Here is a 24,448-nt window from a genome sequence, read left to right on the forward strand (position 1 = left end):
TTTATTTAATAAATAGGTTTATCAAAATTCCACCATATTTTAATATTACAGGTGCAAATACTACTGAAACAATTGTCATAAGTTTTATTAAAATATTCATAGATGGTCCTGAAGTATCCTTAAATGGATCTCCAACTGTATCTCCAACAACTCCTGCTTTATGAGCATCACTGCCTTTTCCGCCATGTACTCCACTTTCAATATATTTCTTAGCATTATCCCATGCGCCACCAGCATTTGCCATCATAATTGCAAGCATAACTCCTGTGACTACACCACCACCAATTACTCCTGCAAGTGCTTCAGTTCCTAATAATATTCCAACTAATAATGGTACTGCTATAGCTAATATTCCTGGAAGTATCATTTCTTTTAAAGCTGCATTAGTTGATATTTCAACACATTTTGAATAATCTGGTTTTTGAGTACCTTTTAATATTCCATCATTTTCTTTAAATTGTCTTCTTACTTCCTCAACCATTTGAGTTGCTGCTTTTCCTACTGATTGCATAGTTAATGCACCAAAAAGGAACGGTAGCATACCACCAATTAAAACTCCTACTAATGTTAATGGATTAAGTAAATTTATAGTTTCTAGATTTACTATTTGTGAATATGATGCAAAAAGTGCTAATGCAGTAAGTGCTGCTGAACCAATAGCAAATCCTTTTCCTATTGCTGCCGTTGTATTACCAACAGAATCTAATTTATCAGTGATCTCTCTTATGCTATCATCTAAATCACACATTTCTGCTATACCACCAGCGTTATCTGCTATTGGTCCATATGCATCAACTGCAACTGTTATAGCTGTTGTTGATAACATTCCTACTGCTGCTAGTGCTATACCATATAAGCCTAATGCAGTATCTTTTGCTCCACCTATTGCAAAAAATGATATTATTATTCCTACAGCAATTAGTAATATAGGTACAACTGTTGATCTCATTCCAACTGATAATCCTGCTATAATATTTGTTGCAGGACCTGTCTCTGATTCATTTGCAATAAATTTAACTGACTTATAATCAGCAGAAGTATAATATTCAGTAATTTTACCAATTAGTAATCCTACGAGTAATCCAGCTATTACGGGTAAGAAAATTTTGTAGCTTCCAAGCAAATATTTACAAGCTATAAATCCTACTACTAATACTATTGCACCTGAAATTGTACTACCTAAATTTAAAGCCTTTTGAGGATTATCTCCTTTATATGACTTTACAAATACGATTCCTATTAATGATGCTAAGATACCTATTGACGATAAAACCAATGGGAAAATTACTATTTCTTTTCCCCATGAACTAACCAATACAGCACCTAGTGTTATTGCAGATATAATTGAACCAACATAAGATTCAAACAAATCTGCTCCCATACCTGCAACGTCTCCAACATTATCACCAACATTGTCTGCTATAACTGCTGGATTTCTTGGATCATCTTCAGGAATACCAGCTTCAACTTTACCCACTAAGTCTGCCCCAACATCAGCTGCTTTTGTATAAATTCCACCACCAACTCTTGCAAATAAAGCGATAGAAGATGCACCTAATCCAAATCCAGTTATATACTCTACATTTAAATCAAATACAATTGAAAAAATACTTAGTCCAATTATGCCTAGTCCTACTACACATAATCCCATTACTGTTCCACCTGAAAAAGCAACTGATAGTGCTTCTTTTATTCCTGATTTCGCAGCTTCGGCTGTTCTAACATTAGATTTTACAGCTATCCTCATTCCAATATAACCTGCTATAATTGAAAATAGTGCACCAACAACAAATGCTATTGCTGTTTTATAATTTAAAAATACTAATATAGTAATAGCAACTACTACTATAAACACACATAAGTAAGAATATTCCTTTCTTAAAAAAGCCATTGCACCTTCTTCAATGTAACCAGAAACTTCAATCATCCTTTCATTTCCAGGGCTTTTTTTCAAGATATCCTTTGCTAAAAAAATAACAACAATAAGAGCAATAAAACCAGCTATTAATGAAACATATAATAGATTCATACATTTCCTCCTTATATTTTATTGGTTTTCATATATCATTTATTCTTATGTATAATTTTTGTATTTCATGACAATAAAATAATTCTATTTGTCTATTTAGTATACATTTATTATATTATATGTCTATTGATATAAAATCTTAGTTTCATATTTTAGTTAAGTAAAGAACTCTTAATTTTAAGTTAATCCTTTAGCATATAGACTTTTAGATTTCAAATGTCATATATTTTACTCTACATAACAAATCACTAAGGCCACCCTATCACAATTCCTTTTACATATTTTATATCCATATTCTTTAAGCTAATTGTTTTTATTTTAATCTATGTTTATATATGAACTAGGTTAAATATCATTGTAATTTAACTTTTGCAATTCTTAATCAGGTATTGTCATATTTACTGATTTTTTATTTTATAATTTGCTAAAAAATAAAAGTAAGGACTACTTCTCGTTAAGTAGTCCTTACTTTTATCTCATAAAGTTTAATATTAATGTATTAAGTGCAAATAATCCTGTAAAGATCCAAGTTAGTCTTACAAGCATTACTTCCTTAGTTCTTGCTTTATTTTTTGAAAAGAATGTATCTTTTGATCCACCTTGTATTAATCCACTTAAAGCATCAGCTTTACTAGGTTGCATAAATATAGTTACTACTATTAATAAACCTAATAGTACTTCTACACCCATTAACATACTTTGCATAGGTAATCCCTCCTATATAGTTAACTCGTTACAAAATAACATATTTATTAAAATTGTAACATAACATTTATTTTATTACAACTTTTCATTAATGTAAAGCTTCTATATTTATACATAAAAATAGCTACACTCAAAATGAATGTAACTATTTTTAGTTATAATAAATGCTATATTTATATCAATTATTATTTTCTTATATTGAAAAATGCTTTTTTTCCTCTATATTGTGCAACCTCTTCTAGTTCTTCCTCTATTCTTAATAATTGATTATATTTTGCAACTCTTTCTGATCTAGCTGGTGCACCTGTTTTTATTTGTCCTGCATTAACTGCAACAACTAAGTCAGAAATAGTAGTATCTTCAGTTTCTCCAGATCTATGAGAAATAACAGCAGTATATCCAGCTCTATTAGCCATTTCTATTGCATTTAAAGTTTCAGTTAAAGTACCAATTTGATTTAACTTTATAAGAATTGAATTAGCAGCCCCCATTTCTATTCCTTTTTCTAATCTTTCAGTGTTAGTAACAAATAAATCATCACCTACTAATTGAACTTTCTTTCCTAGTCTTTCAGTTAACAACTTCCATCCATCCCAATCTTCTTCTGCCATACCATCTTCAATTGAAATTATTGGATATTTATTCACCCAATCTTCAAAAAAATCAACCATTTCAGCTGATGTTAATGTCTTTCCTTCATTTTCCAATACATATTTTCCATCTTTATAATATTCTGAAGATGCTGCATCTATAGCAATAAATATATCTTCTCCAGCCTTATATCCAGCTTTAGTTATTGCTTCTATAATAACATCAATAGCTTCTGCATTTGATTTTAAGTTAGGGGCAAATCCACCTTCATCTCCAAGTCCAGTAGCATATCCTTTATCTTTAAGGGTATTCTTTAATGTATGATATACTTCAGCACACATTCTTAATGCTTCAGTAAAGCTTGTAGCTCCTACTGGCATAATCATAAACTCTTGTAAATCTACTGAATTATCAGCATGTGACCCTCCATTTATTATATTCATCATAGGTACTGGTAGAACTTTTGCATTTACGCCACCAACATATTTATATAAAGATAATCCTAATGCATTGGCAGCAGCATTTGCAACAGCTAATGACACTCCTAAGATTGCATTAGCACCTAATTTTCCTTTATTATCAGTTCCGTCTAATTCTATAAGCATTTTATCTATATATGGTTGATTAAATACATTACATCCTATTAACTCTTCAGCAATTGTGTCATTAACATTTTGTACTGCTGTTAATACACCTTTACCTAAATATTTATCTTTATCTCCATCTCTTAACTCTACTGCTTCATACATACCAGTTGAAGCCCCTGATGGCACTGCAGCTCTTCCTACTGTCCCATCTTCAAGATATACTTCTACTTCTACAGTTGGAAAACATCTTGAATCTAATATTTGTCTTGCAACAACGTCTATTATTTCTAAGTAATCGTTCATTTAATTACCCTCCTTGAATTATATAATATTATTTGATAATGCTTATCAATATCATTTTAATATATAAAACATAAAATGAAAAGATTTTTTTAATTACCTTAATATTATTACTAATATTCAACCTTAATATTCAAAAAACATTTTTAACTATTTTTTCATTAAACTATTATTTTAAGATGTGTTGACATATTCAATTACTCCGTCCACTTTACTTATGCATATATCAACTTTAATCCAAAACATAGCTTACCTTTTAAAGTTTATTTTGGTACATTTAGACTTTATAAGTCATAATTTGGTAGTAAATAATATTATAGGAGCTTGTATAGATATGATTACATTATCAGCTATTCATTGGGTCTACTTGGTATTTATAGGATTGATCTTGCTATCTGTTATACTAAAAAAAGATATTTCAATTATATGTATAATAGGTATCTTAGCAATAGCATTTATGAGTAATTTTTCTATTTCCGAATCTATTATGTCTGTTTTTAATGGTTTTCTTTATGCAATCAAAGAACTACTTCCTATAATACTTATAATTTCTGTAATTACTGCTCTTAGTAATCTTCTTTCTGTAACCGGAATAAATGAAGTTATGATTTCTCCTTTAGCTAAATTAATAAAAAATAAAGTATTAGCTTATTGGATTATTGGTATTTCCATGATGATAATTTCATGGTTTTTTGGGCCATCACCAGCAGTAGCACTAATTGGAGCTATTTTAGTTCCAGTAGCAGCAAAAGCAGGACTACCTAAATTAGGAGCTGCAATTGCTATGAATATATTTGGGCATGGTATTGCTTTATCAAGCGATATCATAATACAAGGTGCTCCAAAAATAACTTGCGATGCTGCTGGTATAGCTATTAACGAGTTTATGCCAGCAATAATAATTTTAGAATTAGTTATGGGACTTACTACAAGTATTTTAGCTTTTTACTTTATAATGAAAGATATTAAAAATAATAACCTTAATTCAACAAGAGATAATCTAGATTTAGAAGATAATTTAAAGGAAGATTTTAAAGATAATATATCTAAAACAAAGAAAAATTTTTTAGCTTTCTTAGTGTTGTTTTCTTATGCCTTAGATGTTGCTTTCATGTTTTTATTATCCATTAAATGTGAAAATGCAACTTCATTAATTGGTGGCACTACTCTATTTTTATTGCTTATAATTTTTTTAAGTATATTTAAAGACATAAAAAAAACTCAATTAACATCTTACTTAATAGATGGTTTTCAATTTGCATTTAAAGTTTTTGGTGCTGTAATCCCTATTGCTACATTTTTTTATTTGGGTGGTAGTGGATTTGAACAAATTATTGGTAATCCGTTAACTAGTACTTCAGAAGGAATAATAAATGATTTAGGTATAGCTCTTTCCAATGCTGTTCCTTTAAATAAAATCATTGCAACATTTACAGTTTCTGGTGTTGGAATACTAACTGGGTTAGATGGTTCAGGATTCTCTGGTCTTTCTCTTGTTGGTTCATCAACTATGTTATTTTCTTCATCTCTAGAGCTAAACTCATCTCCATTAGCTGCTTTAGGTCAAATCTGTACAATTTGGATTGGTGGTGGAACTTTAGTACCTTGGGCATTAATTCCTGTTGCTGCTGTATGTAAAGTATCTCCACTTGAACTCGCAAGAAAAAACTTTCTTCCTGTTACAATAGGATTAATTACAACTACGCTGTTTGCTTTAATTTTTCTAATCTAAAAATAAGGCTATGTTTTAAAATAAAAATTACCGTTAATCTAAATAATTATAAAATCAGTTAGATTAACGGCTTTAAATTTTTTATTTTTCATTTTTAAAATACCTATCGAATTTAATGTTCCATTGATTTGCTTTATTTTTATCTATTTCCTTAATACCCTCAAGAAATTCATCTAAAACACCAATTCTTTTTAGTCCTTTCATCAAGTGTCTTGGATAATCTACTTTTCTAGAGTATGCTTTTTTAGGATCAATTATCATTAGTTTTTCATCCTCTGATACAAATATATCCTTACATCTAGTATCAAGTTTAGTAAATTTAAGCTTTTTAAACTCTGTTAACAAATTATATATCTTTTTTATTAATTTTTTACTTAAACCATTTTTCTTAATATAGTCATCTAATCGTTCACCATCTACTATTTCTCTTACGACATATAGTTTACCTCTTTTATAAAGTCTTGGAAAATATTTCGAACCATTTGTTCTATACAATATACCTCCCTCGTCCTTACATACTTTTTGTGTCAAGAAAATTTTCACTACTTTATTTCCTGGCAACTCATAAACTATCCCATTATTTCCTTGTCCAAGATATTTTCCTTCTTTAAATAGTTTTTCTGTCTTTTCATCAAAATCAGCAGAATAAGCAAAATTTCTTTTCATTTCATCAATCCTAAGTCTTTTTTATAAATATATTATCTAAAGTCTAACTTTATGCAAAGAAAAAGTTCTTGTTATTTAAAAAGCTTTTATTTCTTTGGCTATATTTTTTAATATGTGTTGATATATTGGATGAGTAAAGTGGTATTGTAATTTGCTTATGAGTATATAAACTCTCTGCTAAAACATAATTAATTTTAAAATTTCTATATAAAAAAAGAGTCTAGTAATTTATTTTTACTAAACTCTTTTAAAAATCATTTATTATTTAGTTGTAACTAAATTTTCTCCTGTCATTTCAGCTGGAACTTCTAGTCCTAATTGATTTAACATTGTTGGAGCTATATCTGCTAACTTACCATCTTTTATAGTTTTTCCTTCAGTGTTATTTGCAACCCAAACAAAAGGTACTGGATCTATTGTATGAGCTGTAAATGGATTGCCTGTTGAGAAATCTATCATAGTTTCAGCATTACCGTGGTCAGCTGTTATGAATAAGCATCCATCTTTTTCCAATATTTTGTCAGCAATTTTTCCTAAGCATTCATCAACAGATTCTATAGCTTTAACAGCTGCTGGAATAACCCCTGTATGTCCAACCATATCTGGATTTGCAAAGTTTAAAATTACCATATCATATTTATCTGAATCTAATCTATTTAATAATTCATCAGTTACTTCGTATGCACTCATTTCTGGTTTTAAATCATATGTTGCAACTTTAGGTGATGGAATAACAACTCTTTCTTCACCTGGATTTTCTTTTTCAACTCCACCGTTAAAGAAGAATGTAACGTGAGCATATTTTTCAGTCTCAGCAATTCTTAATTGGTTTAATCCTTTTTCACTTACATATTCTCCAAGAGTATTAGCTAAAGTTTGAGGCTTGTAAGCTACTTCAACACCTTCTAAAGTCTTGTCATATTGAGTCATTGTTACAAAAGTAAGATTTAGAGTTTCTCTCTTAAATCCATCAAATACTTTATCATTAATAGCTCTAGTTATTTCTCTTGCTCTATCTGGTCTAAAGTTAAAGAATATAACTGAATCTCCATTTTTTATTGTTGCTGTTGGAGCTCCATTTTCTAAAACTACTGTTGGTAAAACAAATTCATCAGTTTTATTATCATGGTAAGATTGTTCCATTGCATTTACTGCACTATTAGCAGTTTCACCTTTACCTAATACTAAGGCATTATATGCAAGTTCTACTCTTTCCCATCTATTATCTCTATCCATAGCATAGTATCTACCACTTATAGTAGCTATCTTACCTACGCCAACTTCAGCCATCATAGCTTCAGTTTTTTCTACAAATTCTTTACCTGATGATGGTGCAACGTCTCTACCATCCATAAATGCATGAACATATACATTTTGAATTCCTTCTTTTTTAGCGAATTTTAAAAGGCCTCTTAAATGTTCGATATGCGAATGTACTCCACCATCTGATAATAACCCCATTAAATGTAATGCAGAATTATTATTTTTAGCATTAGTCATAGCTTTCATTAAAGATTCATTTTCAAAGAAATCTCCATCTTTAATAGCTTTAGTAATTCTAGTTAATTCTTGATATACTATTCTACCAGAACCAATATTTAAATGACCTACTTCTGAATTTCCCATTTGTCCTTCTGGTAATCCAACTTCTAATCCACTTGCTTGTAATTGTGATGTTGGATAACTTGCTACTAATCTATCAAAATTAGGTTTTTTAGCTAAGCTTACAGCATTTCCTTCAGATTTTGGCGCTATTCCAAAACCGTCTAATATCATTAACATAACTGGTCTTTTTGACATATTCCTATCCCTCCAGATTTATTATTAAAATATCATAATATACTAATATTATCTTTTATTCTCTATATTTTTAACCATTCTAATTATATTATTTTTTTAGATGTATTGCAACTTATAAAACTGTGAAGATTATATCTCTTTTAATGTATATCCTCAACAATATATATACTAAATTCTTTATGTAAAAGTTGAATTTACTATGTTTTAGTAAAAATCTAATTTTTATTATATAGAGCAAAAAGAGTCAAATCTAAAAGCAAATTTTAGATTTAACTCCATTCTTTCAATTTATTATTGTCGAAATTTAGCTATTATTTTTAATTTTATCTAATTCATTTTTAAAATAACATTACTTTATTATTACTCTGTAATCTCTTCTTCATTTGTAGACTGTTTATTTTTATCTACATATTCTTCCATACTATCTTCACTTTTTTCTATATTATCTTTTTTATAAGTATGTACTTCATTATAAGTATATACTTTGTTTTGTTCTTTATCTTTTTTTTGCATTTCTAATAGTTTTTCTTCATTATTAATTTCTTTATAATTTCCGTCCTGTAACTTTTCTTTTAAACTAGATGATATTACCACACCATTTCTTACTTCATCACCATTATCATTTGATTCATTTGCTTTGGTATTTGAACTTTGTGAACCTTTTGAACTCTCTGATTTTTGTGATTTAGCATTTTGAATTTGTGATTCTATTAATTGTATTTGAGCATCTAAAGATTGTATTTGAGCTTGCTTAGTATCATCTTCTAATTCATTATTTTGCAGCAACTCATTTTTTTCACTTTCTAATTTTTGTTTGCTACTTTCAAGACTTGATATTTGACTACTATTATCTATATTGCTGGATTGTGCATAACTATTTGTAGCTGTACTTGAATTTATTTGCATAAGATCCCCTCCTTGAACTTTTTTCTAATTCAAGGACATTTTACAGTATGAAGCTTAACATTAGCTTAATGTTTGTCCAGAATTAATCTATATAGCTATAAACTACCATAATATTTAGTTACTATATCATTCCAATTTTCTAATATACAATCTGTAATTTCAGGATCATACATTATCCCCCTATTTATTGAAATTTCTTCAAAACATTCTTTATCACTTATCAAATTTCTATATGGTCTATTACTCTGCATCGCATCTATAGAATCACAAAGTGCTATTATTCTAGATCCCAATGGTATTTCATTTTTCTTCAAACCTTCAGGATACCCCTTTCCATCCCATCGTTCATGATGATGTAATACTATATAAGATATATTTTTCAAGCTCTCAGCTTTACTCAAAATTTTATACCCTATTTCAGAATGCTTTTTCATCATTTGCCACTCTTCAAAATCTAATTTGCCTTTTTTATTTAAAACATTATCAGAAACTCCTATCTTTCCTATATCATGCAAATGAGCAGCTATATGATACATTTCTAAAATTTCCTCTGATAAATTCAAATGTTTACATAATTTATATGTCATATCACTTACTCTTGTAGAATGTCCAGATGTATATAGATCTCGAGCTTCTAATGCTGCAACCATACTTTCTATTATGTCATGATATATTATACCTTCATTTATTATTGACATTTTTATTACCTCTTTATTTAAATTTAACATGTTAATATTTACTAATATATTATCACATTATTATTGTATATCAAATGATTGTTTTGATAATAATTATCATTTTTATTTAATATTTATATGACATCTTTTTATTTCAATAAATATTAAAAAAAAGTCTGTCTTACTCAATAAAATTATTGCTATATTTTGATTATTAATTATGTCTACTGTATAATATAGCTTAACAAGTAATAATTGTTTTTTCTTGTTGAATTTTACAATAAATTAAATAAAAGGGAGCTTTTTTGTATGAAAAATACTAACTTATCTAATGTAAAGTTAACAGACGTAATAAATGTAGATACCCTTCAAAAAATTTTAGATGCGTTTTCAGATACTACTGGAATTTCAACACTAGCTGTTGACCTTGAAGGTCCTGTTACTAGAATGACTAAACCTTCAAAGTTTTGTATGAATCTAACACGTGGTACTTCTAAAGGATTAAAAAGATGTAATGAATGTGATATTCAAGGTGGACTTAAATCCGGAAAATTTAAAAAACCTACTGCTTATTATTGTCATGCTGGATTAATGGATTTTACTGCTCCAATTTTAATAGGAGATATTCAAATTGGCTCTTTAGTTGGTGGTCAAGTTTTACCTGAGCCTCCTAAAGAAGATAAAATTAGAATAGTAGCAAAGGAAATAGGAGTTAATGAGGATGAGTATATTGATGCAGTTAGAGAAATAAGGGTTCTCTCAAAAGAATCAATTGAAGCTGCTGCCAATTTACTTTTCATAATAGCTAACACCCTTTCAGATGTTGGATATCAAAAATATATAGGTAATGATTTAACTAAAAAATTATTTGAAGTTTCTCATAATATATACAAAAAAATTACCGAAGTTGAAAATTATGTAAATAGGGTTAATGAAATAAACAGTATTCTAGCAAATAGATTTGACACACTAATTACTTCGGCTAATGTTTCTGCTGATCAAGTAGAAGAAATTGATCAAGTAGCAAAATATATAAATAATGTTTCTTCACAAACTAATTTATTAGGACTTAATGCTTCAATAGAGGCATCTAGAGCTAAAGAATTTGGTGCTGGATTTAGTGTTATTGCACAAGAAATAAGAAAATTATCCAACATGAATAGCGAGCAATCAAAAAAAATAGGTACCGTTCTTCATACTATAAAAGATTCTATTTTTAATATGAGTGATCAAATTCAAGATACTAACGAAAACGTTAATGAAAATGTTGAAGCTTTGAATCAAATAATCAATTCTATTTTTGATCTTCGTAAAGATGCAGAACTTCTTGAAACCTTCGGAAATAAATTATCTGATTTAAATAATAAGTAATAATCCTTTAAACATAGGAATTTATAAAGTATCTATAGATTTTAAATGTATATAATTTCTTAAAAACAAAAAAGGCTATGATTAAATCATAGCCTTTTATTATTATTAGTAGTTAACTATTCCAGAAAAATCTTCTGCTTTTAAGCTAGCTCCACCAACTAATGCTCCATCTATATCAGACATAGCCATTTGTTCAGTAATTGTATTTGGTTTAACTGATCCACCGTATTGAATTCTTACTTTATCAGCAACTTCTTTACCGTACATTTCTACTACAACGTTTCTGATTGCTAATATTGTTTCATTAGCTTGTTCCTTAGTAGCAGTTTTACCAGTTCCAATAGCCCAGATTGGTTCATAAGCTATAACAACTTTTTCAGCTTGTTCTTTAGTTAATCCAGCAATATCAACTTTAATTTGGCAAGCGATAAAGTTATTAGTAACTCCGCTTTCTCTTTGTTCTAAAGTTTCTCCACAACAAACTATTGGAGTAATGTTGTGAGCAAATGCTGCTTTAACCTTTTTGTTTATTGCTTCATCAGTTTCATTGAAGTATTCTCTTCTTTCACTGTGTCCTAAAACAACATATTCAATGCCCATAGCTTCTAACATTCCTGGAGCAACTTCTCCTGTGAATGCGCCACTTTCTTCAAAGTGCATGTTTTGAGCTGCAACTTTTATGTTTGATCCAGCTGTTGCTTTTTTAACAGCATCTAAACATACAAATGTAGGACATACAACTACATCACAAGTAGCATCCTTAACTAATGGTTTTAATTCTTCTACAACTTTAACTGCTTCATCAACAGTTTTATTCATTTTCCAGTTTCCTGCAATAATTGCTTTTCTCATCGTTTTCACCTCATAATAAAATTATAATAAAACATAAAGTTTTGAATCTTTATAATAACTAATTCTACATAGTAAGGTAAAACTCCTTTAAGAAGTTTTACCCTTTGATTAACTTATTTAATATTAGTCGTTTAATGCAGATATACCAGGTAATACTTTACCTTCTAAGAATTCAAGTGATGCTCCACCACCAGTTGAGATATGAGTCATCTTATCTCCGAATCCTAATATGTTAACAGCTGCTGCTGAATCTCCACCACCGATTATAGTAGTTGCATTTGAATCAGCCATTGCTTTAGCTACTGCAATAGTTCCTTTGTTGAAGTTTTCAAATTCGAATACTCCCATTGGTCCATTCCAAATTACAGTCTTAGCATCTTTAACAGCATCAGCATATAATTTTTCTGTCTTTGGTCCAATATCTAATCCCATATTTCCTGCTGGAATATTTTGATCTTCTGTTACTGTAGCTTCAACATCTTTGAATTCTGCAGCAACTCTATGATCTACTGGTAATAAGAAATTAACACCTTTTTCTTCAGCTTTAGCTATCATTTCTTTAGCATAGTCAAGTCTATCTTCTTCAACTAATGAAGTTCCGATTTCATATCCTTGAGCTTTTAAGAATGTATAAGCCATTCCTCCACCTATGATTATAGTATCAACTTTATCTAAAAGATTGTTGATAACAGCTATTTTATCAGAAACCTTAGCTCCTCCTAATATAGCAACGAAAGGTTTTTCTGGAGTTTCAACTGCATTTCCTAAGAATTTTAATTCTTTTTGAATTAAGTATCCACATACAGCAGTATCAATATAATCAGTTACACCAACTGTTGAACAGTGAGCTCTATGAGCTGTACCAAATGCGTCATTAACAAAAATTTCAGCAAGTGATGCTAATTCTTTAGAGAATTCTTCACCATTCTTAGTTTCTTCTTTTCTGTATCTAGTATTTTCAAGTAATACTACATCTCCATCTTTCATTTCAGCAACTGCTACTTTAGCATTTTCGCCTACAACATTGTTATCTGGCGCGAATTTAACTTCTTTTCCCAAAAGTTCACTTAATCTTTTAGCAACTGGAGCTAAAGATAATTCTGGCTTTGGTTCTCCCTTTGGTTTACCCATATGTGAGCAAAGGATAACTTTTGCACCATTTTCAACTAAGTATTTAATTGTAGGAAGAGCTCCGTTTAATCTATTTACATCTGTTATAACACCATCTTTTAATGGTACATTAAAGTCACATCTAACTAAGACTTTTTTTCCTTTTACTTGAATATCTTCAATTGTCTTTTTGTTAAAATTCATCTTGTTCACCTCTAATTATTAAATTTTTCAATATTTTAAAATAGTCTGGCCTTATAGCCTTATACTACAAAACCAGACTTATTTATAACTTTAATTACTTTAACTAAAAGCTAAAATTACTTTAAGAATTTAGCGAAGTATTTGATTGTTCTAACCATTTGGCTAGTGTATGAATTTTCGTTGTCATACCATGAAACAACTTGAACTTGGTATGTGTCTTCATCAACTTTAGCTACCATAGTTTGAGTTGCATCAAATAATGATCCAAATCTGATTCCTACGATATCAGAAGATACTAATTCTTCTTCAGTGTATCCAAATGATTCGTTAGAAGCAGCTTTCATAGCAGCATTTACGCTTTCAACTGTAATGTCTTTTCCTTTAACTACAGCAACTAAGATTGTAGTTGAACCAGTTGGAACTGGAACTCTTTGTGCAGAACCAATTAACTTACCGTTTAATTCTGGGATAACTAATCCGATAGCTTTAGCAGCACCAGTTGAGTTAGGAACGATATTTACAGCAGCAGCTCTTGCTCTTCTGAAATCTCCCTTTCTGTGTGGTCCGTCTAATACCATTTGGTCTCCAGTGTAAGCATGGATAGTTGACATAATACCAGTTTGAATTGGTGCTAAGTCATTAAGTGCTTGAGCCATTGGAGCTAAACAGTTAGTTGTACAAGAAGCTGCAGATATTATGTTATCTTCAGCAGTTAAGATATCTTGGTTAACGTTGAATACAACTGTTGGAAGGTCGTTTCCAGCTGGAGCTGATATAACAACTTTCTTAGCACCTGCATCGATATGAGCTTGAGATTTAGCTTTTGATACATAGAATCCAGTGCATTCAAGTACTACGTCTACACCAAGATCTCCCCAAGGAAGTTTTGAAGCATCAGCTTCAGCATAGATTTTGATTTCTTTTCCGTTAACAACGATACCGTCTTCTTTAACTTCTACAGATTCTTCGTATCTACCTTGTGATGAATCATATTTTAATAAGTGAGCTAACATCTTAGGATCTGTTAAGTCGTTGATTGCAACCACTTCATATCCTTCTGCTCCAAACATTTGTCTAAATGCAAGACGTCCAATACGTCCAAAACCATTAATTGCTACCTTTACATTTGCCATTAAAATTACCTCCTAAAATAATGCTTTTTTATAAAAATAAATTTTACAAACTAAATTAATTTTATACATAAATTAATGATTTAATGTTTCTAGTATTCTTTTTCCAGTTTCTTCATCTGTAACTAAAATACCATTAATATCATTAAATTCTGTCGATATTATTGACTCTACTTTATTCTTTCCACCTGCTATTGCAATATGTGTTTTTATTTTTCTTGCTTCGCTAATTTTTATTCCAATTGAGGTAGCTTCTGATATAATTTGAGAATTTCTAGTGAAATAACATCCAAACGCTTCTCCAACTGCACCACTGTCTATAAGCTTTTTGATTTTCGTTTCCGAAACTCCTCTTTTTTTAGCCATTTGTACAGCGTTACCTATTCCATACATCAATATATCAGCTTTATGTAAAGTATCTACAACTGCTTTTATTTCTTCTTCTTTAAGTAATGTATCTAATACATCTAAACTTAAATTTTCTGAAACATGTAACATTTTATAACTACCATTTAGCTTTTTTGCTAATGAAGCGGCTAATGTGTTGGCTTGAGTTTCTACATTTTTGCCTACTCCACCTCTTGCAGGTACTACTTGAATATTAGATAAATTATTTATCTTAGGAAATTGTTCTACTACCGCTTTTAATGTACTTCCACCAGTTAACGCAATAATATCATTGCTAACTAATACATCTTTCACATAATGAGCACAAGCTTTTCCTAAATCTTTTAAAATTGAAGGATTATTGTCTAAATCACCTGGAACTATAATTACTTTCTTTAGATTAAGACTCTTTCTTAATTCTTCTTCCAGTTCTGAAAGTCCCTTTATTTCATGAATAAAATCCTTTAATTTATTTATTATTCTCTCACCATCTTCGGTGACAGTCATTCCTGGGGTATTTATTTCTATTAAACCCTGAGAGTTCAAAAAACTTACTTCATTTCTTACCACTCTTTCACCAATTTTTAATTCATTGGCAAGAACTCTTCTACCTATTGGTTGATTATAGTATATAGTTCTCAGTACATTGTATCTCTTTTCCAATGTTTCAACAAGTTCAGGAACTATTTTTTTCTGTAACTCTAGTATTTCATGCAACATAAACACTCCCTTGGTCTTTATGCGTCCCATGCACTTAAATCATGTCCCACAAATATTATTATAAAGCACCTTATCAAATTTTTAAAGGCTTTAAGCGAAATTTTTTTATATATTTTAAAAGTTGCTTATATTAACCTCATATTTTTAACACTTTTAAATATATTAAACATATAAATAATCAATTAATATTTAGAGATCAAGTTTAGACTTTAACCCCTAAATATTAATTATTTACTCTTTAAATCCTCTTTCTTTTCGACGAAGATTTAATTCCTAATTCTTCTCTATATTTTGCCACAGTTCTTCTAGAAATATTTATCTTTTCTTTATTTAATATTTCAGAAATAATTTGATCTGAAAAAGGTTTAGATTTATTTTCTTCTTCTACTATCTTTTTAATTTCATTTTTTATCGTATTTGTAGCTATATCTCCTTCATTGCTTAAAGAAAATCCACTTTCAAATAATGCTTTTATCTTTATTGTTCCATAACTAGTAAGTACATACTTCTCTTTTATAGCTCTGCTAACTGTTGATTCATGCATTCCTATTTCTTCTGCAACTTCTTTTAAGGTTAAAGGCCTTATGTACTCATAACCTTTATCAAAAAATTCTCTTTGTTTATTTAGTAAACATTTCAAAACATTATATAGAGTGCTTTTTCTTTGTTCAATAGACTTTATTAGGAACATTGCTTTATTAATTTTTTCTTTAACATAACACACAGTTTTCTCATCCACATTATTTTCCAAAACACTTTTATAAGTTTTGTTTATAGTAAGTTTAGGTAATACGCTGTCATTCATTATAATAAAATATTGTTTTTCTATTTTTTTGATTTCAGCATCTGGTATTATATAACTCACTTGTTCTCCTGTATAAAATCCTCTAGATGGCTTTGGTTCTAATGTTTTAATTAAATCTCCATATCTTTGAGCTCTTTTGGGATTTATTCCCAAATCTTCACCTACAAGCTTATATTTATTGTCTGCTATATTTCCTAAATGATTCTTTATTATTTTTTCCATATTATCATCTAATATGCCTAATTTTTTACTTTGAATAATTAAACACTCTTCTATATTCCTAGCACCTATGCCATAGGGCTCTAAATCTTGTACAATTTTTAATGCTTGTTCCACTTTAATTTGACTTATATTAAGTTCATTGCTTATTTGAATTGTTGATATTTCCAAATAACCTCTATTATCTAAGGATTCTATGATATATTTTGATATTGCTGCTAAATACGGATCAATATTTAGTTCAATTAATTGTTCTTGTAAAAACTCACTCAAAGATTTGCTCTTTTCAATATAGTTCCAAGGTGTAGAATCTATTTCTTTGTTATTTACATAATTATTATCAACTTCATTTTTATAATTATTAGATTCTAATTCCTTTATTAAACTTTTGTAATCATATCTATCTTTTAAAGTATTACTTTCTACGCCTTTATCTAATTCATTAATTTCTAATATTGGATTTTCAGCATATTCATTATCAATAAACTCCCTTAAATCATGCATGGACATTTGTAAAAGCTTTATTGATTGTTGCATACTTTGAGTTAATACAAGTTTTTGATCCTGGGTAATTTTCATACCATAATCTAATTTCATAAACATCCTCTTTCCTTATACCATATTATAATAAAATTATTAAAATTCTATAATAATTATAGAAAACCTTTTCTACATAATTCTCTATAGAATAGTATACTCTGATTTCATTAATTAAAGCAAGTAATCTAAATCCTCACTTTACAGTATATTATAAAGTAATGATTTGATGCTAATAACTAATAAAACCATGATTTAAACAATATTTATAATTTCTTGTTTAAATCATGGTTTGTTTTAATTCTATTTAGTTAAGTATACTAGTCCACAACAATTAGGCCCTGAATGAATACATACACTAGATCCTAATGGACATTCAGTATATTTCATATTATTTTTTTGTAAATACTCTAAAAGAGCTGATTTAATCTCTACATTTTTTGCATCAACTAGTAATATTGGAACATCTTCATCTAATTGTGCTTCTTCTAATTCGGAAATTATTTTTTTAATAGCCTTTTTATTTCCTCTTATTTTATCTTTAACAGACATTAATCCATCTTTTATATCTAGAATTAATTTTATTCCAAATACACTCCCCACCATTCCAGCAGTTTTAGATATTCTTCCACCTCTTATAAGATATTCTAACGATTCAAAACACATTAAAGTTTTTACATTATATTTAGCAGAATCAATTTCTTTAAATACATCTTCTAAACTATTTCCATTATCTAAAAGTATAGCTGCTTTTAATACTAAAATCCCTAATGCTGGTGCTATATTTTGAGAATCCACCACCATTATATTATTGCTTTCTAATGTATTTTTAGCTATACATGCAGATTGATATGTTCCACTCATAGCAGAAGACATATGAATTGAAAGTATTTTATATCCATCATCTAGATATTTTTGATATTTTTCTACAAATCTACTAGGAATAACTTGACCTGTATTAGGTAAAATATTATATTTTTCTATTTTTTCAAAAACTTTATCTGGATTTATTTCAACTCCATCTAAATAACTTTCTTCATTAAAATTTATTAAAACCGGCAAAACTTCTATATCATATTTTTCATATATTTCTTTCGGTAAATCAGCAGTACTATCTGTGATAATTTTTATCTTCTCCAATTGCCTCATTCCCTTCTCCTATTTCATGTTTGGAAATTCAAATTGTCTTAAGGCTTCATACGCAACTATTGACACAGTATTAGATAAATTTAAGCTTCTAGTACTAGATTGAATCATAGGTATTCTCATTCCAGTAATCACTTCATGAATTGATTCTGGCACACCACTTGACTCTCTTCCAAACATTATAAAATCACCTTTTTGAAATGAAATTTCATTGTAATAGTCTCCAGCATGAGTGCTTGATAAAAATATTCTTTCATTCTTATATTTTTCCATAAATGCTTCATAGCTTTCATGAATTTCTAAGTCTAGATATTTCCAATAATCCAATCCTGCTCTTCTTACATGTTTTTCATCTATATCAAATCCTAAAGGTTTTATTAAATGTAGCTTACTATCCGTAAGCACACAAGTTCTTGCTATATTCCCAGTATTTTGAGGAATTTCTGGTTGATATAATACTATATTTAAATTCAAAAGATCACCTTCTCTTCGTTTACTGTTATAAATTTAGTATAATTATTAATTCAGTATAATTAAAAAGTATACTATATGGTTCATTAACTGTCTAGTCGTTCATTTATTTAAGTTTTGCTAAAATTATAATTATAACAAGTAAATTATGTAAAAAAATAAAAGGCATTTTAAAAATACCTTTTATTTTTGCTATATTTAAAATCAAAACCTTATTATATTATAACTATTGAACTACTGGAGGCACTACCGGATCTTGAGATACTGGTGGAGCTGCAGGTGGCACTGCTCCAGGAGGCTGTTCTGTAGCTGCTGGTGGAGCTGCTGGTGGAACTAACGGTTGAGTTCCTTTTTTAACAACTATATCAACAGCTGTATAATAATCTGTTGATATCAACTCTTTATTAGTTTGAACACCATTTTCATATGTTAATTGATAAGAATTAACTTTATATCCTGTCATTCCACCACTTTCTGTAACTTCTTGTCCTTCTGGTAAAGTTGCATCTTCTACTACTTTTACAGTTGGTTCTATAGTTTGAAGTATTTCATTTTCCATATCATAAGTTTTGCCACCTAATGCAGCAACATCACCATATATATTGTAAGTCATAATCTTATTATATGTACTTCCTTCTATATAAATTGGAGAATCATAAGGATTTTTAAATTTATAATCTATATCTCCATAAGAAACTGTTGCATCTAAGCCTGGCTTTGCATAACCTACGGACATTGAATGATTTCTTCTTTCTACTGATCTTATATTTGCATGCATTACTGCTCTATAAAGCGCTGTTGAAACTTGGCATATACCCCCACCTATTCCTGGCTCTACCTTATTACCAACATAAGTTGCTGCTTCTTTATAACCTCTTTCAACAGTTCTAGGACCAACAATTTCATCAAAACTGAATACATCTCCTGGCATTAAAACCACTCCATTTATGGCTTTAGTTGAAATATCTATATTAGTACTTCTGCCTTCAGATGATGAACCATAATTTGAAGAATACGAACCAATAATTCCATTTATTTTTGATAAATCCTTACTTGTAATTTTAGGTTGTACCGTTTCTAAATCCATTGAAACTACAATTTCTTCATTTATATGTTCTGTTATAGCTTGTTTTAATTTTTTATCAAATTCATCCATGTTTATACTTTTACCAACCACTTCATCTACGACACTAAAACTGTTGCCATTGATTGAAAGAGTTGCATCTTTAGGAGCCTCTTCAACTTTGTTTTTTATCATCTCTTCATATGTTTTTAATTTTTCTTCATCATAAGATAAACTTAAATTTATCTCATGCTTTTCTTGGCCTTTATTCTTTATGTAAGAATATTTCTTCAAAGATGAATGATCTTTCCCAAAATTTACAGCCTCATTTATCACACTATCAAGATCATAAGCTGGAGATATATCAGAATATAGAAGTTCAAATTCTGACTCACCTATTTTTATAGATGCCTTTTTATCTCCTATTTTTCCTTGAAGTTCTTGGATTAATTTTTCTCTAGCTTCTTCTTTTGTCATTCCTCCGATGTTCACATCTTGCACTGCTACACCTAAATATATCTTATCATTCCATTCTTCTACTATTTTACTAATAGATAAAAAATATCCAGTAAATAATGCCGAAATAATAACTACAAACGCACATATTCCAATTATTATTTTCTTTTTCTTTTTATTACTTGATATTTTCTTAAGAACTTTCCCCCTTTTTCTATTATCTTCGCTCACATTTATTCCCCTTTCAATGAAATATACTTAATTAATAACTTTTTAATATCCTTACATTTTTATAAAAATTTTGTATTTTAATATAATTGCAAGTTTTATTATATCACATTATTTATTATATTTAATAAGAATATTATCGTATAATCTACATAAAAATAAAGGCATCTTATTCACATTTTACAAGACACCTTTATTTTATAAGACACCTTTACTTTATAGTTTAAGCTTAACTTTTTAGTTAATTATTTTGTAATACAACTTTGGCTCTAGATTTAGATGTTTCACCATCATAATCAAATGCTTCAATCGTAACATTTATAGGACTTCCTTTAGGAATATGCAATTTACTTCTATCTATTACATATTTTGTTGCCTTCTCATCTACAGTTGCTATCCAATAATTATTTACAAATATATTATATCCTAGTAAATCTATATCAGGTACTTTATTCCATGATAAATATATATGATTTTTATCCATTGTTGCTTTAAACCCGGTTACATTCCTTGGTTGAATTAATAATTCTATATGATCAGGCCCCCAATTAGCATCAACTGGGTTTCCTACTCCCATCACCTCTTGACTTTCACTAAATTGCCAAACCCTCCACCTTGTCCATCCGCCTATGCTAGGTGGATATGGTGGATTAATAGGAATCTTAGTATACATTGCGATCCATAAAGGCATATTTTTTAATGGATATCCCTTTCCTTCAACGTAGAAATTATCATATAATTCTATGAAAAATAATCCAGTATAAAGCATAAGTCTTCTTCTAGTTTTTTTTTCAAACCTCTTCCTAAACCTATCTACCCATTCTACTAACGTTTTTGTTGGTATAGTGTTATTAATTGGATATTCTACATCTAAAACAGGAAATAAATCACCATAATTTTTTTCTCCAAATCCTTGTTGTAGTATATAGATAAAATCATCACATTGCCTATCCGCATCTGTCAAATCATATGATGGAGCTGCATAATGATATGCTCCAACAGGAATTCCATAATTTCTACTTGCAGCTGCAAATTCAATGAATTTCTTATCTACCCTAAAGGTGCCTGTACCCGACCCAGATGATCTTAAGTATAGAAAGTCTATTTTGGTAGCTATTATAGGAAATTGAACATTTTGAGTAAATTCATTAATATCTATTCCAAAAAGACTTTTAGGATTTTTATCTTGCATATTTCCTCCAAATAAAAAGTAGTCTTATTATAAAATATTAAAGTTACTCAAAAAAAGTACCAATAAAATATAATTATATAATAACTATAAATTTTCTATCTTTAAATTAACATAAAAACTTATATTATCATCAATACATTCAGCCCATATTTTACCTTCATGTAAATTAATTATATTTTTAGAAATAGCGAGGCCTAATCCGGATCCCCCTGTAGTAGTATTTCTTGATTCATCAACTCTATAAAATCTATCAAATACCTTATCTAATTTTTCTTTAGATATATATTCTCCTTTATTTCTACACACAAAAGTTATATAATCATCCTTTTGATAAAGACCTATTATTATTTCTCCAGGTTTAATTGAATACTTTACAGCATTCATTATTAAATTTTCAAATACCCTAAGCATCTTTACTATATCTATAAAAACATATGCTTTATCAATATCAAATTTTTTGTTTATACTTACTAGATTTTCATCTACTATTGGTGTCATTTCCTCTATCAATTGAGATAGTAGTTCACATAAATTAACTTTTTCTTTAATTAATTTCATTCCATTGTTATTAAGTTTTGTGTATTCAAATAAATCCTCAATTAGTATATTTAATTTTTGTGCCTTGTTATAAGCTATATTTAAATATTCATTCATTTCTTCCTTATTTTTATATCTGTCCTCTTTTACTAAACCTATATAACCCATAATAGAAGTTAAAGGGGTTCTCAAATCATGAGATACATTTGTAATTAAATCAGTTTTTGTTTTTTCTGCATCTCTTTCAGCTTGTATTTTCTCACCAATCTCTTTAGCCATATTATTTATATTATTAGCTATCTTTCTAATTTCGTCTCTTCCCTTTTCTTCAATTCTATAGTTTAAGTTGCCATTTGCAATCGTCTTTAATCCACAGGCTATTTCATCTAAATACTTCATTTTACTATTTGTAATTATTACAAATGAAATTATAAAAATTATGAATGTAAGAGATAATGCTAACGATGAATTAGACATTTCAACAGTATTATATACTATTTCTGCTTTTGGAACTTTAGAATATATTAAATATAATCTTGTATTGTCCATTTTTAATGGCATAATATGAATTCTTTCTCTAGCCGCATTATTTGTGTCATTTTCATTTGAAATTATATCTCTAAATACACTATATATATCTATTGTTTCCTCATAAACATTTGACGTTTTAAATATAACTTTCCCCTCAGTATTAGTAATATAAACCTTACTATTATTGTACATAGGGGAATTTAATATTTTTTCTATATCCTTAGAATTATCTATCTTTAAATGTTCCGTTCTTTCTAATTCCTTTAATAACATATTAGCTTCTTTTTCCGTGGATTCATAATCATAAAATACCTCTGGATTTCGATATTCTTTTCTTAACAGTACATCTGTAAAATTATAAAATGTGAAAGACAATAAGAAACATACTCCAATTACTAACATCAATTCAAATCTAATGCTTCTCTCAATATTTATTCTTAATCCTAAACACGTGGTTCGAAAAAACTTATAAGCCTTTAAAGTAATTAATTTTTTATTATACTTCTTACAAAGATTTTTTAACTTTTCTTTACTTTTCAATTTTATACCCAACTCCCCATACGGTCTTTATAAATTTCGGGGTTCTTGGGTCTGTCTCTATTTTTTCTCTTATTTTTCTTATATGTACCATTACAGTATTATCTGAAGACATAAATTCTTGATTCCAAACACTTTCATATATATTTTCTATTGAAAAAACTTTTCCTCTATTCTTAGCAAGTAGCAATAATATATCAAATTCAGTAGGTGTTAATTTCACTAAATTTTTGTTTAATATTACTTCATGTGTTTCTAAGTTTATTATTAGTTCATCAATTTCTATTATATTCTCTTCTTCTTTTTCATCTTCCATGTGTTTAGTATTAAATTTATAAAATCTTCTTAATTGTGATTTTACCCTAGCTACTAATTCTAATGGATTAAAAGGTTTGGTTATATAATCATCAGCTCCCATATTAAGTCCCAGTATCTTATCTATATCTTCACTTTTAGCTGATAACATTATTATTGGCATTTCTCTTTCTTCTCTTATTTTTAAACATGTATCTATACCATTTAATTTAGGCATCATAACATCTAATATTACTAAATCTATATTTTGTTCTCTAATTATATTTAGCGCATCTTCACCATTGCATGCCTTTACTGTAACATACCCTTCACTTTTTAAATATATTTCAACTAGATCTCTAATCTCTTTTTCATCATCAACTATTAAAATAGTTTTATTGCCTATCATATTAATCCCCCTTTTACTGTAAAGTAAATATAACTTTCCTTAACTATATTTTAACTTAAATTTCTAAAAAAAACCTCTGTAAACTTCTTAAGATTTTCTAAACTTAAGCTCTTGTTTTAATTATCGGTTATACATTAGATGAACTCCACTAAAAAATCACTAAGCGACTTTGAATCTGTTTTAATAATATATTTTACTAATGAGCAAATCGAGTAGGAGCTAAATAATTATTTTATTTAGCGTCCTCTCACACCAC

20 protein-coding genes are annotated in these 24,448 nt (G+C 28.7%); 2 read left to right on the plus strand and 18 right to left on the minus strand.

Going from position 1 to position 24,448, the window contains the following annotated elements:
* Window position 1: 1 nt before the first annotated feature.
* The 3 genes from RYM86_RS08250 to eno all read right to left on the minus strand — a co-directional run bounded on the left by RYM86_RS08250 (window position 2) and on the right by eno (window position 4,215).
* The gene (locus RYM86_RS08250; RefSeq protein WP_315079473.1) at window positions 2-2,029 is read right to left on the minus strand and encodes a sodium-translocating pyrophosphatase; all 2,028 of its coding nucleotides are present in this window, start codon (window positions 2,027-2,029) and stop codon (window positions 2-4) included.
* Window positions 2,030-2,500: 471 nt separating this feature from the next.
* A complete protein-coding gene (gene secG / locus RYM86_RS08255; RefSeq protein ID WP_315079476.1) occupies window positions 2,501-2,734 on the minus strand; it encodes a preprotein translocase subunit SecG in 234 nt (77 codons plus the stop codon).
* A gap of 185 nt (window positions 2,735-2,919) precedes the next feature.
* Complete coding sequence (gene eno, locus RYM86_RS08260; RefSeq protein WP_315079477.1) at window positions 2,920-4,215, minus strand: phosphopyruvate hydratase; 1,296 nt, start codon at window positions 4,213-4,215, stop codon at window positions 2,920-2,922.
* A gap of 331 nt (window positions 4,216-4,546) precedes the next feature.
* On the opposite strand from eno, the gene RYM86_RS08265 reads away from it, so the two are divergent.
* Window positions 4,547-5,944: a hypothetical protein gene (locus RYM86_RS08265; RefSeq protein WP_315079479.1), complete on the plus strand. Its 1,398-nt coding sequence runs from the start codon at window positions 4,547-4,549 to the stop codon at window positions 5,942-5,944.
* 81 nt (window positions 5,945-6,025) lie between these two features.
* Here RYM86_RS08265 and RYM86_RS08270 read toward each other — a convergent pair whose 3' ends face one another.
* From RYM86_RS08270 to RYM86_RS08285, 4 genes are all read right to left on the minus strand, one after another.
* On the minus strand, window positions 6,026-6,610 hold the full coding sequence (locus tag RYM86_RS08270) for a protein kinase (protein WP_315079480.1): 585 nt from the start codon (window positions 6,608-6,610) through the stop codon (window positions 6,026-6,028).
* Between the two features lie 261 nt (window positions 6,611-6,871).
* Window positions 6,872-8,410, minus strand: a complete 1,539-nt coding sequence (gene gpmI / locus RYM86_RS08275) for a 2,3-bisphosphoglycerate-independent phosphoglycerate mutase (RefSeq protein WP_315079482.1) — start codon at window positions 8,408-8,410, stop codon at window positions 6,872-6,874.
* A gap of 360 nt (window positions 8,411-8,770) precedes the next feature.
* On the minus strand, window positions 8,771-9,316 hold the full coding sequence (locus tag RYM86_RS08280; protein WP_315079484.1) for a FlxA-like family protein: 546 nt from the start codon (window positions 9,314-9,316) through the stop codon (window positions 8,771-8,773).
* Window positions 9,317-9,411: 95 nt separating this feature from the next.
* On the minus strand, window positions 9,412-10,014 hold the full coding sequence (locus tag RYM86_RS08285; RefSeq protein ID WP_315079485.1) for an HD domain-containing phosphohydrolase: 603 nt from the start codon (window positions 10,012-10,014) through the stop codon (window positions 9,412-9,414).
* A 288-nt stretch (window positions 10,015-10,302) separates the two neighbouring features.
* Here RYM86_RS08285 and RYM86_RS08290 point away from each other — a divergent pair, with 288 nt between their 5' ends.
* A complete protein-coding gene (locus tag RYM86_RS08290; protein WP_315079486.1) occupies window positions 10,303-11,364 on the plus strand; it encodes a PocR ligand-binding domain-containing protein in 1,062 nt (353 codons plus the stop codon).
* A gap of 105 nt (window positions 11,365-11,469) precedes the next feature.
* On the opposite strand, the gene tpiA is transcribed toward RYM86_RS08290, so the two are convergent.
* From tpiA to RYM86_RS08345, 11 genes are all read right to left on the minus strand, one after another.
* Window positions 11,470-12,216 (minus strand): triose-phosphate isomerase, encoded by a 747-nt coding sequence (tpiA, locus tag RYM86_RS08295; protein ID WP_003371300.1) that lies wholly within the window; start codon window positions 12,214-12,216, stop codon window positions 11,470-11,472.
* Window positions 12,217-12,339: 123 nt separating this feature from the next.
* Window positions 12,340-13,530 carry a phosphoglycerate kinase gene (locus RYM86_RS08300; protein ID WP_315079494.1) on the minus strand — a complete coding sequence of 397 codons (1,191 nt, stop codon included), beginning with the start codon at window positions 13,528-13,530 and terminating at the stop codon, window positions 12,340-12,342.
* A gap of 116 nt (window positions 13,531-13,646) precedes the next feature.
* Window positions 13,647-14,663: a type I glyceraldehyde-3-phosphate dehydrogenase gene (gap, locus tag RYM86_RS08305; protein ID WP_315079496.1), complete on the minus strand. Its 1,017-nt coding sequence runs from the start codon at window positions 14,661-14,663 to the stop codon at window positions 13,647-13,649.
* A gap of 72 nt (window positions 14,664-14,735) precedes the next feature.
* Window positions 14,736-15,767, minus strand: coding sequence for a sugar-binding domain-containing protein (locus tag RYM86_RS08310; RefSeq protein WP_315079498.1), 1,032 nt, complete (start codon window positions 15,765-15,767; stop codon window positions 14,736-14,738).
* Between the two features lie 238 nt (window positions 15,768-16,005).
* Window positions 16,006-17,388 carry an RNA polymerase factor sigma-54 gene (gene rpoN, locus RYM86_RS08315; protein ID WP_315079501.1) on the minus strand — a complete coding sequence of 461 codons (1,383 nt, stop codon included), beginning with the start codon at window positions 17,386-17,388 and terminating at the stop codon, window positions 16,006-16,008.
* Window positions 17,389-17,631: 243 nt separating this feature from the next.
* The gene (locus RYM86_RS08320) at window positions 17,632-18,468 is read right to left on the minus strand and encodes a DegV family protein (protein WP_315079516.1); all 837 of its coding nucleotides are present in this window, start codon (window positions 18,466-18,468) and stop codon (window positions 17,632-17,634) included.
* Window positions 18,469-18,486: 18 nt separating this feature from the next.
* On the minus strand, window positions 18,487-18,948 hold the full coding sequence (locus tag RYM86_RS08325) for a tRNA (cytidine(34)-2'-O)-methyltransferase (protein ID WP_315079504.1): 462 nt from the start codon (window positions 18,946-18,948) through the stop codon (window positions 18,487-18,489).
* Between the two features lie 223 nt (window positions 18,949-19,171).
* On the minus strand, window positions 19,172-20,695 hold the full coding sequence (locus tag RYM86_RS08330; RefSeq protein ID WP_315079506.1) for a VanW family protein: 1,524 nt from the start codon (window positions 20,693-20,695) through the stop codon (window positions 19,172-19,174).
* 238 nt (window positions 20,696-20,933) lie between these two features.
* Window positions 20,934-21,884, minus strand: a complete 951-nt coding sequence (locus RYM86_RS08335) for a glycoside hydrolase family 25 protein (RefSeq protein ID WP_315079508.1) — start codon at window positions 21,882-21,884, stop codon at window positions 20,934-20,936.
* A gap of 84 nt (window positions 21,885-21,968) precedes the next feature.
* The gene (locus tag RYM86_RS08340; protein WP_315079511.1) at window positions 21,969-23,492 is read right to left on the minus strand and encodes a HAMP domain-containing sensor histidine kinase; all 1,524 of its coding nucleotides are present in this window, start codon (window positions 23,490-23,492) and stop codon (window positions 21,969-21,971) included.
* Window positions 23,482-24,192, minus strand: coding sequence for a response regulator transcription factor (locus RYM86_RS08345; RefSeq protein ID WP_315079513.1), 711 nt, complete (start codon window positions 24,190-24,192; stop codon window positions 23,482-23,484). Before RYM86_RS08345 ends, RYM86_RS08340 begins: the two co-directional genes overlap by 11 nt.
* Window positions 24,193-24,448: the final 256 nt, after the last annotated feature.

This window comes from uncultured Clostridium sp. (assembly GCF_963527835.1).
GTDB lineage: Bacteria > Bacillota > Clostridia > Clostridiales > Clostridiaceae > Clostridium.

Coding starts and splice junctions, on each gene's coding strand:
- RYM86_RS08250 (WP_315079473.1), bottom strand. CDS start 2,029: ATGAATCTATTATATGTTTCATTAATAGCTGGTTTTATTGCTCTTATT.
- secG (WP_315079476.1), bottom strand. CDS start 2,734: ATGCAAAGTATGTTAATGGGTGTAGAAGTACTATTAGGTTTATTAATA.
- eno (WP_315079477.1), bottom strand. CDS start 4,215: ATGAACGATTACTTAGAAATAATAGACGTTGTTGCAAGACAAATATTA.
- RYM86_RS08265 (WP_315079479.1), top strand. CDS start 4,547: ATGATTACATTATCAGCTATTCATTGGGTCTACTTGGTATTTATAGGA.
- RYM86_RS08270 (WP_315079480.1), bottom strand. CDS start 6,610: ATGAAAAGAAATTTTGCTTATTCTGCTGATTTTGATGAAAAGACAGAA.
- gpmI (WP_315079482.1), bottom strand. CDS start 8,410: ATGTCAAAAAGACCAGTTATGTTAATGATATTAGACGGTTTTGGAATA.
- RYM86_RS08280 (WP_315079484.1), bottom strand. CDS start 9,316: ATGCAAATAAATTCAAGTACAGCTACAAATAGTTATGCACAATCCAGC.
- RYM86_RS08285 (WP_315079485.1), bottom strand. CDS start 10,014: ATGTCAATAATAAATGAAGGTATAATATATCATGACATAATAGAAAGT.
- RYM86_RS08290 (WP_315079486.1), top strand. CDS start 10,303: ATGAAAAATACTAACTTATCTAATGTAAAGTTAACAGACGTAATAAAT.
- tpiA (WP_003371300.1), bottom strand. CDS start 12,216: ATGAGAAAAGCAATTATTGCAGGAAACTGGAAAATGAATAAAACTGTT.
- RYM86_RS08300 (WP_315079494.1), bottom strand. CDS start 13,530: ATGAATTTTAACAAAAAGACAATTGAAGATATTCAAGTAAAAGGAAAA.
- gap (WP_315079496.1), bottom strand. CDS start 14,663: ATGGCAAATGTAAAGGTAGCAATTAATGGTTTTGGACGTATTGGACGT.
- RYM86_RS08310 (WP_315079498.1), bottom strand. CDS start 15,767: ATGTTGCATGAAATACTAGAGTTACAGAAAAAAATAGTTCCTGAACTT.
- rpoN (WP_315079501.1), bottom strand. CDS start 17,388: ATGAAATTAGATTATGGTATGAAAATTACCCAGGATCAAAAACTTGTA.
- RYM86_RS08335 (WP_315079508.1), bottom strand. CDS start 21,884: ATGCAAGATAAAAATCCTAAAAGTCTTTTTGGAATAGATATTAATGAA.
- RYM86_RS08345 (WP_315079513.1), bottom strand. CDS start 24,192: ATGATAGGCAATAAAACTATTTTAATAGTTGATGATGAAAAAGAGATT.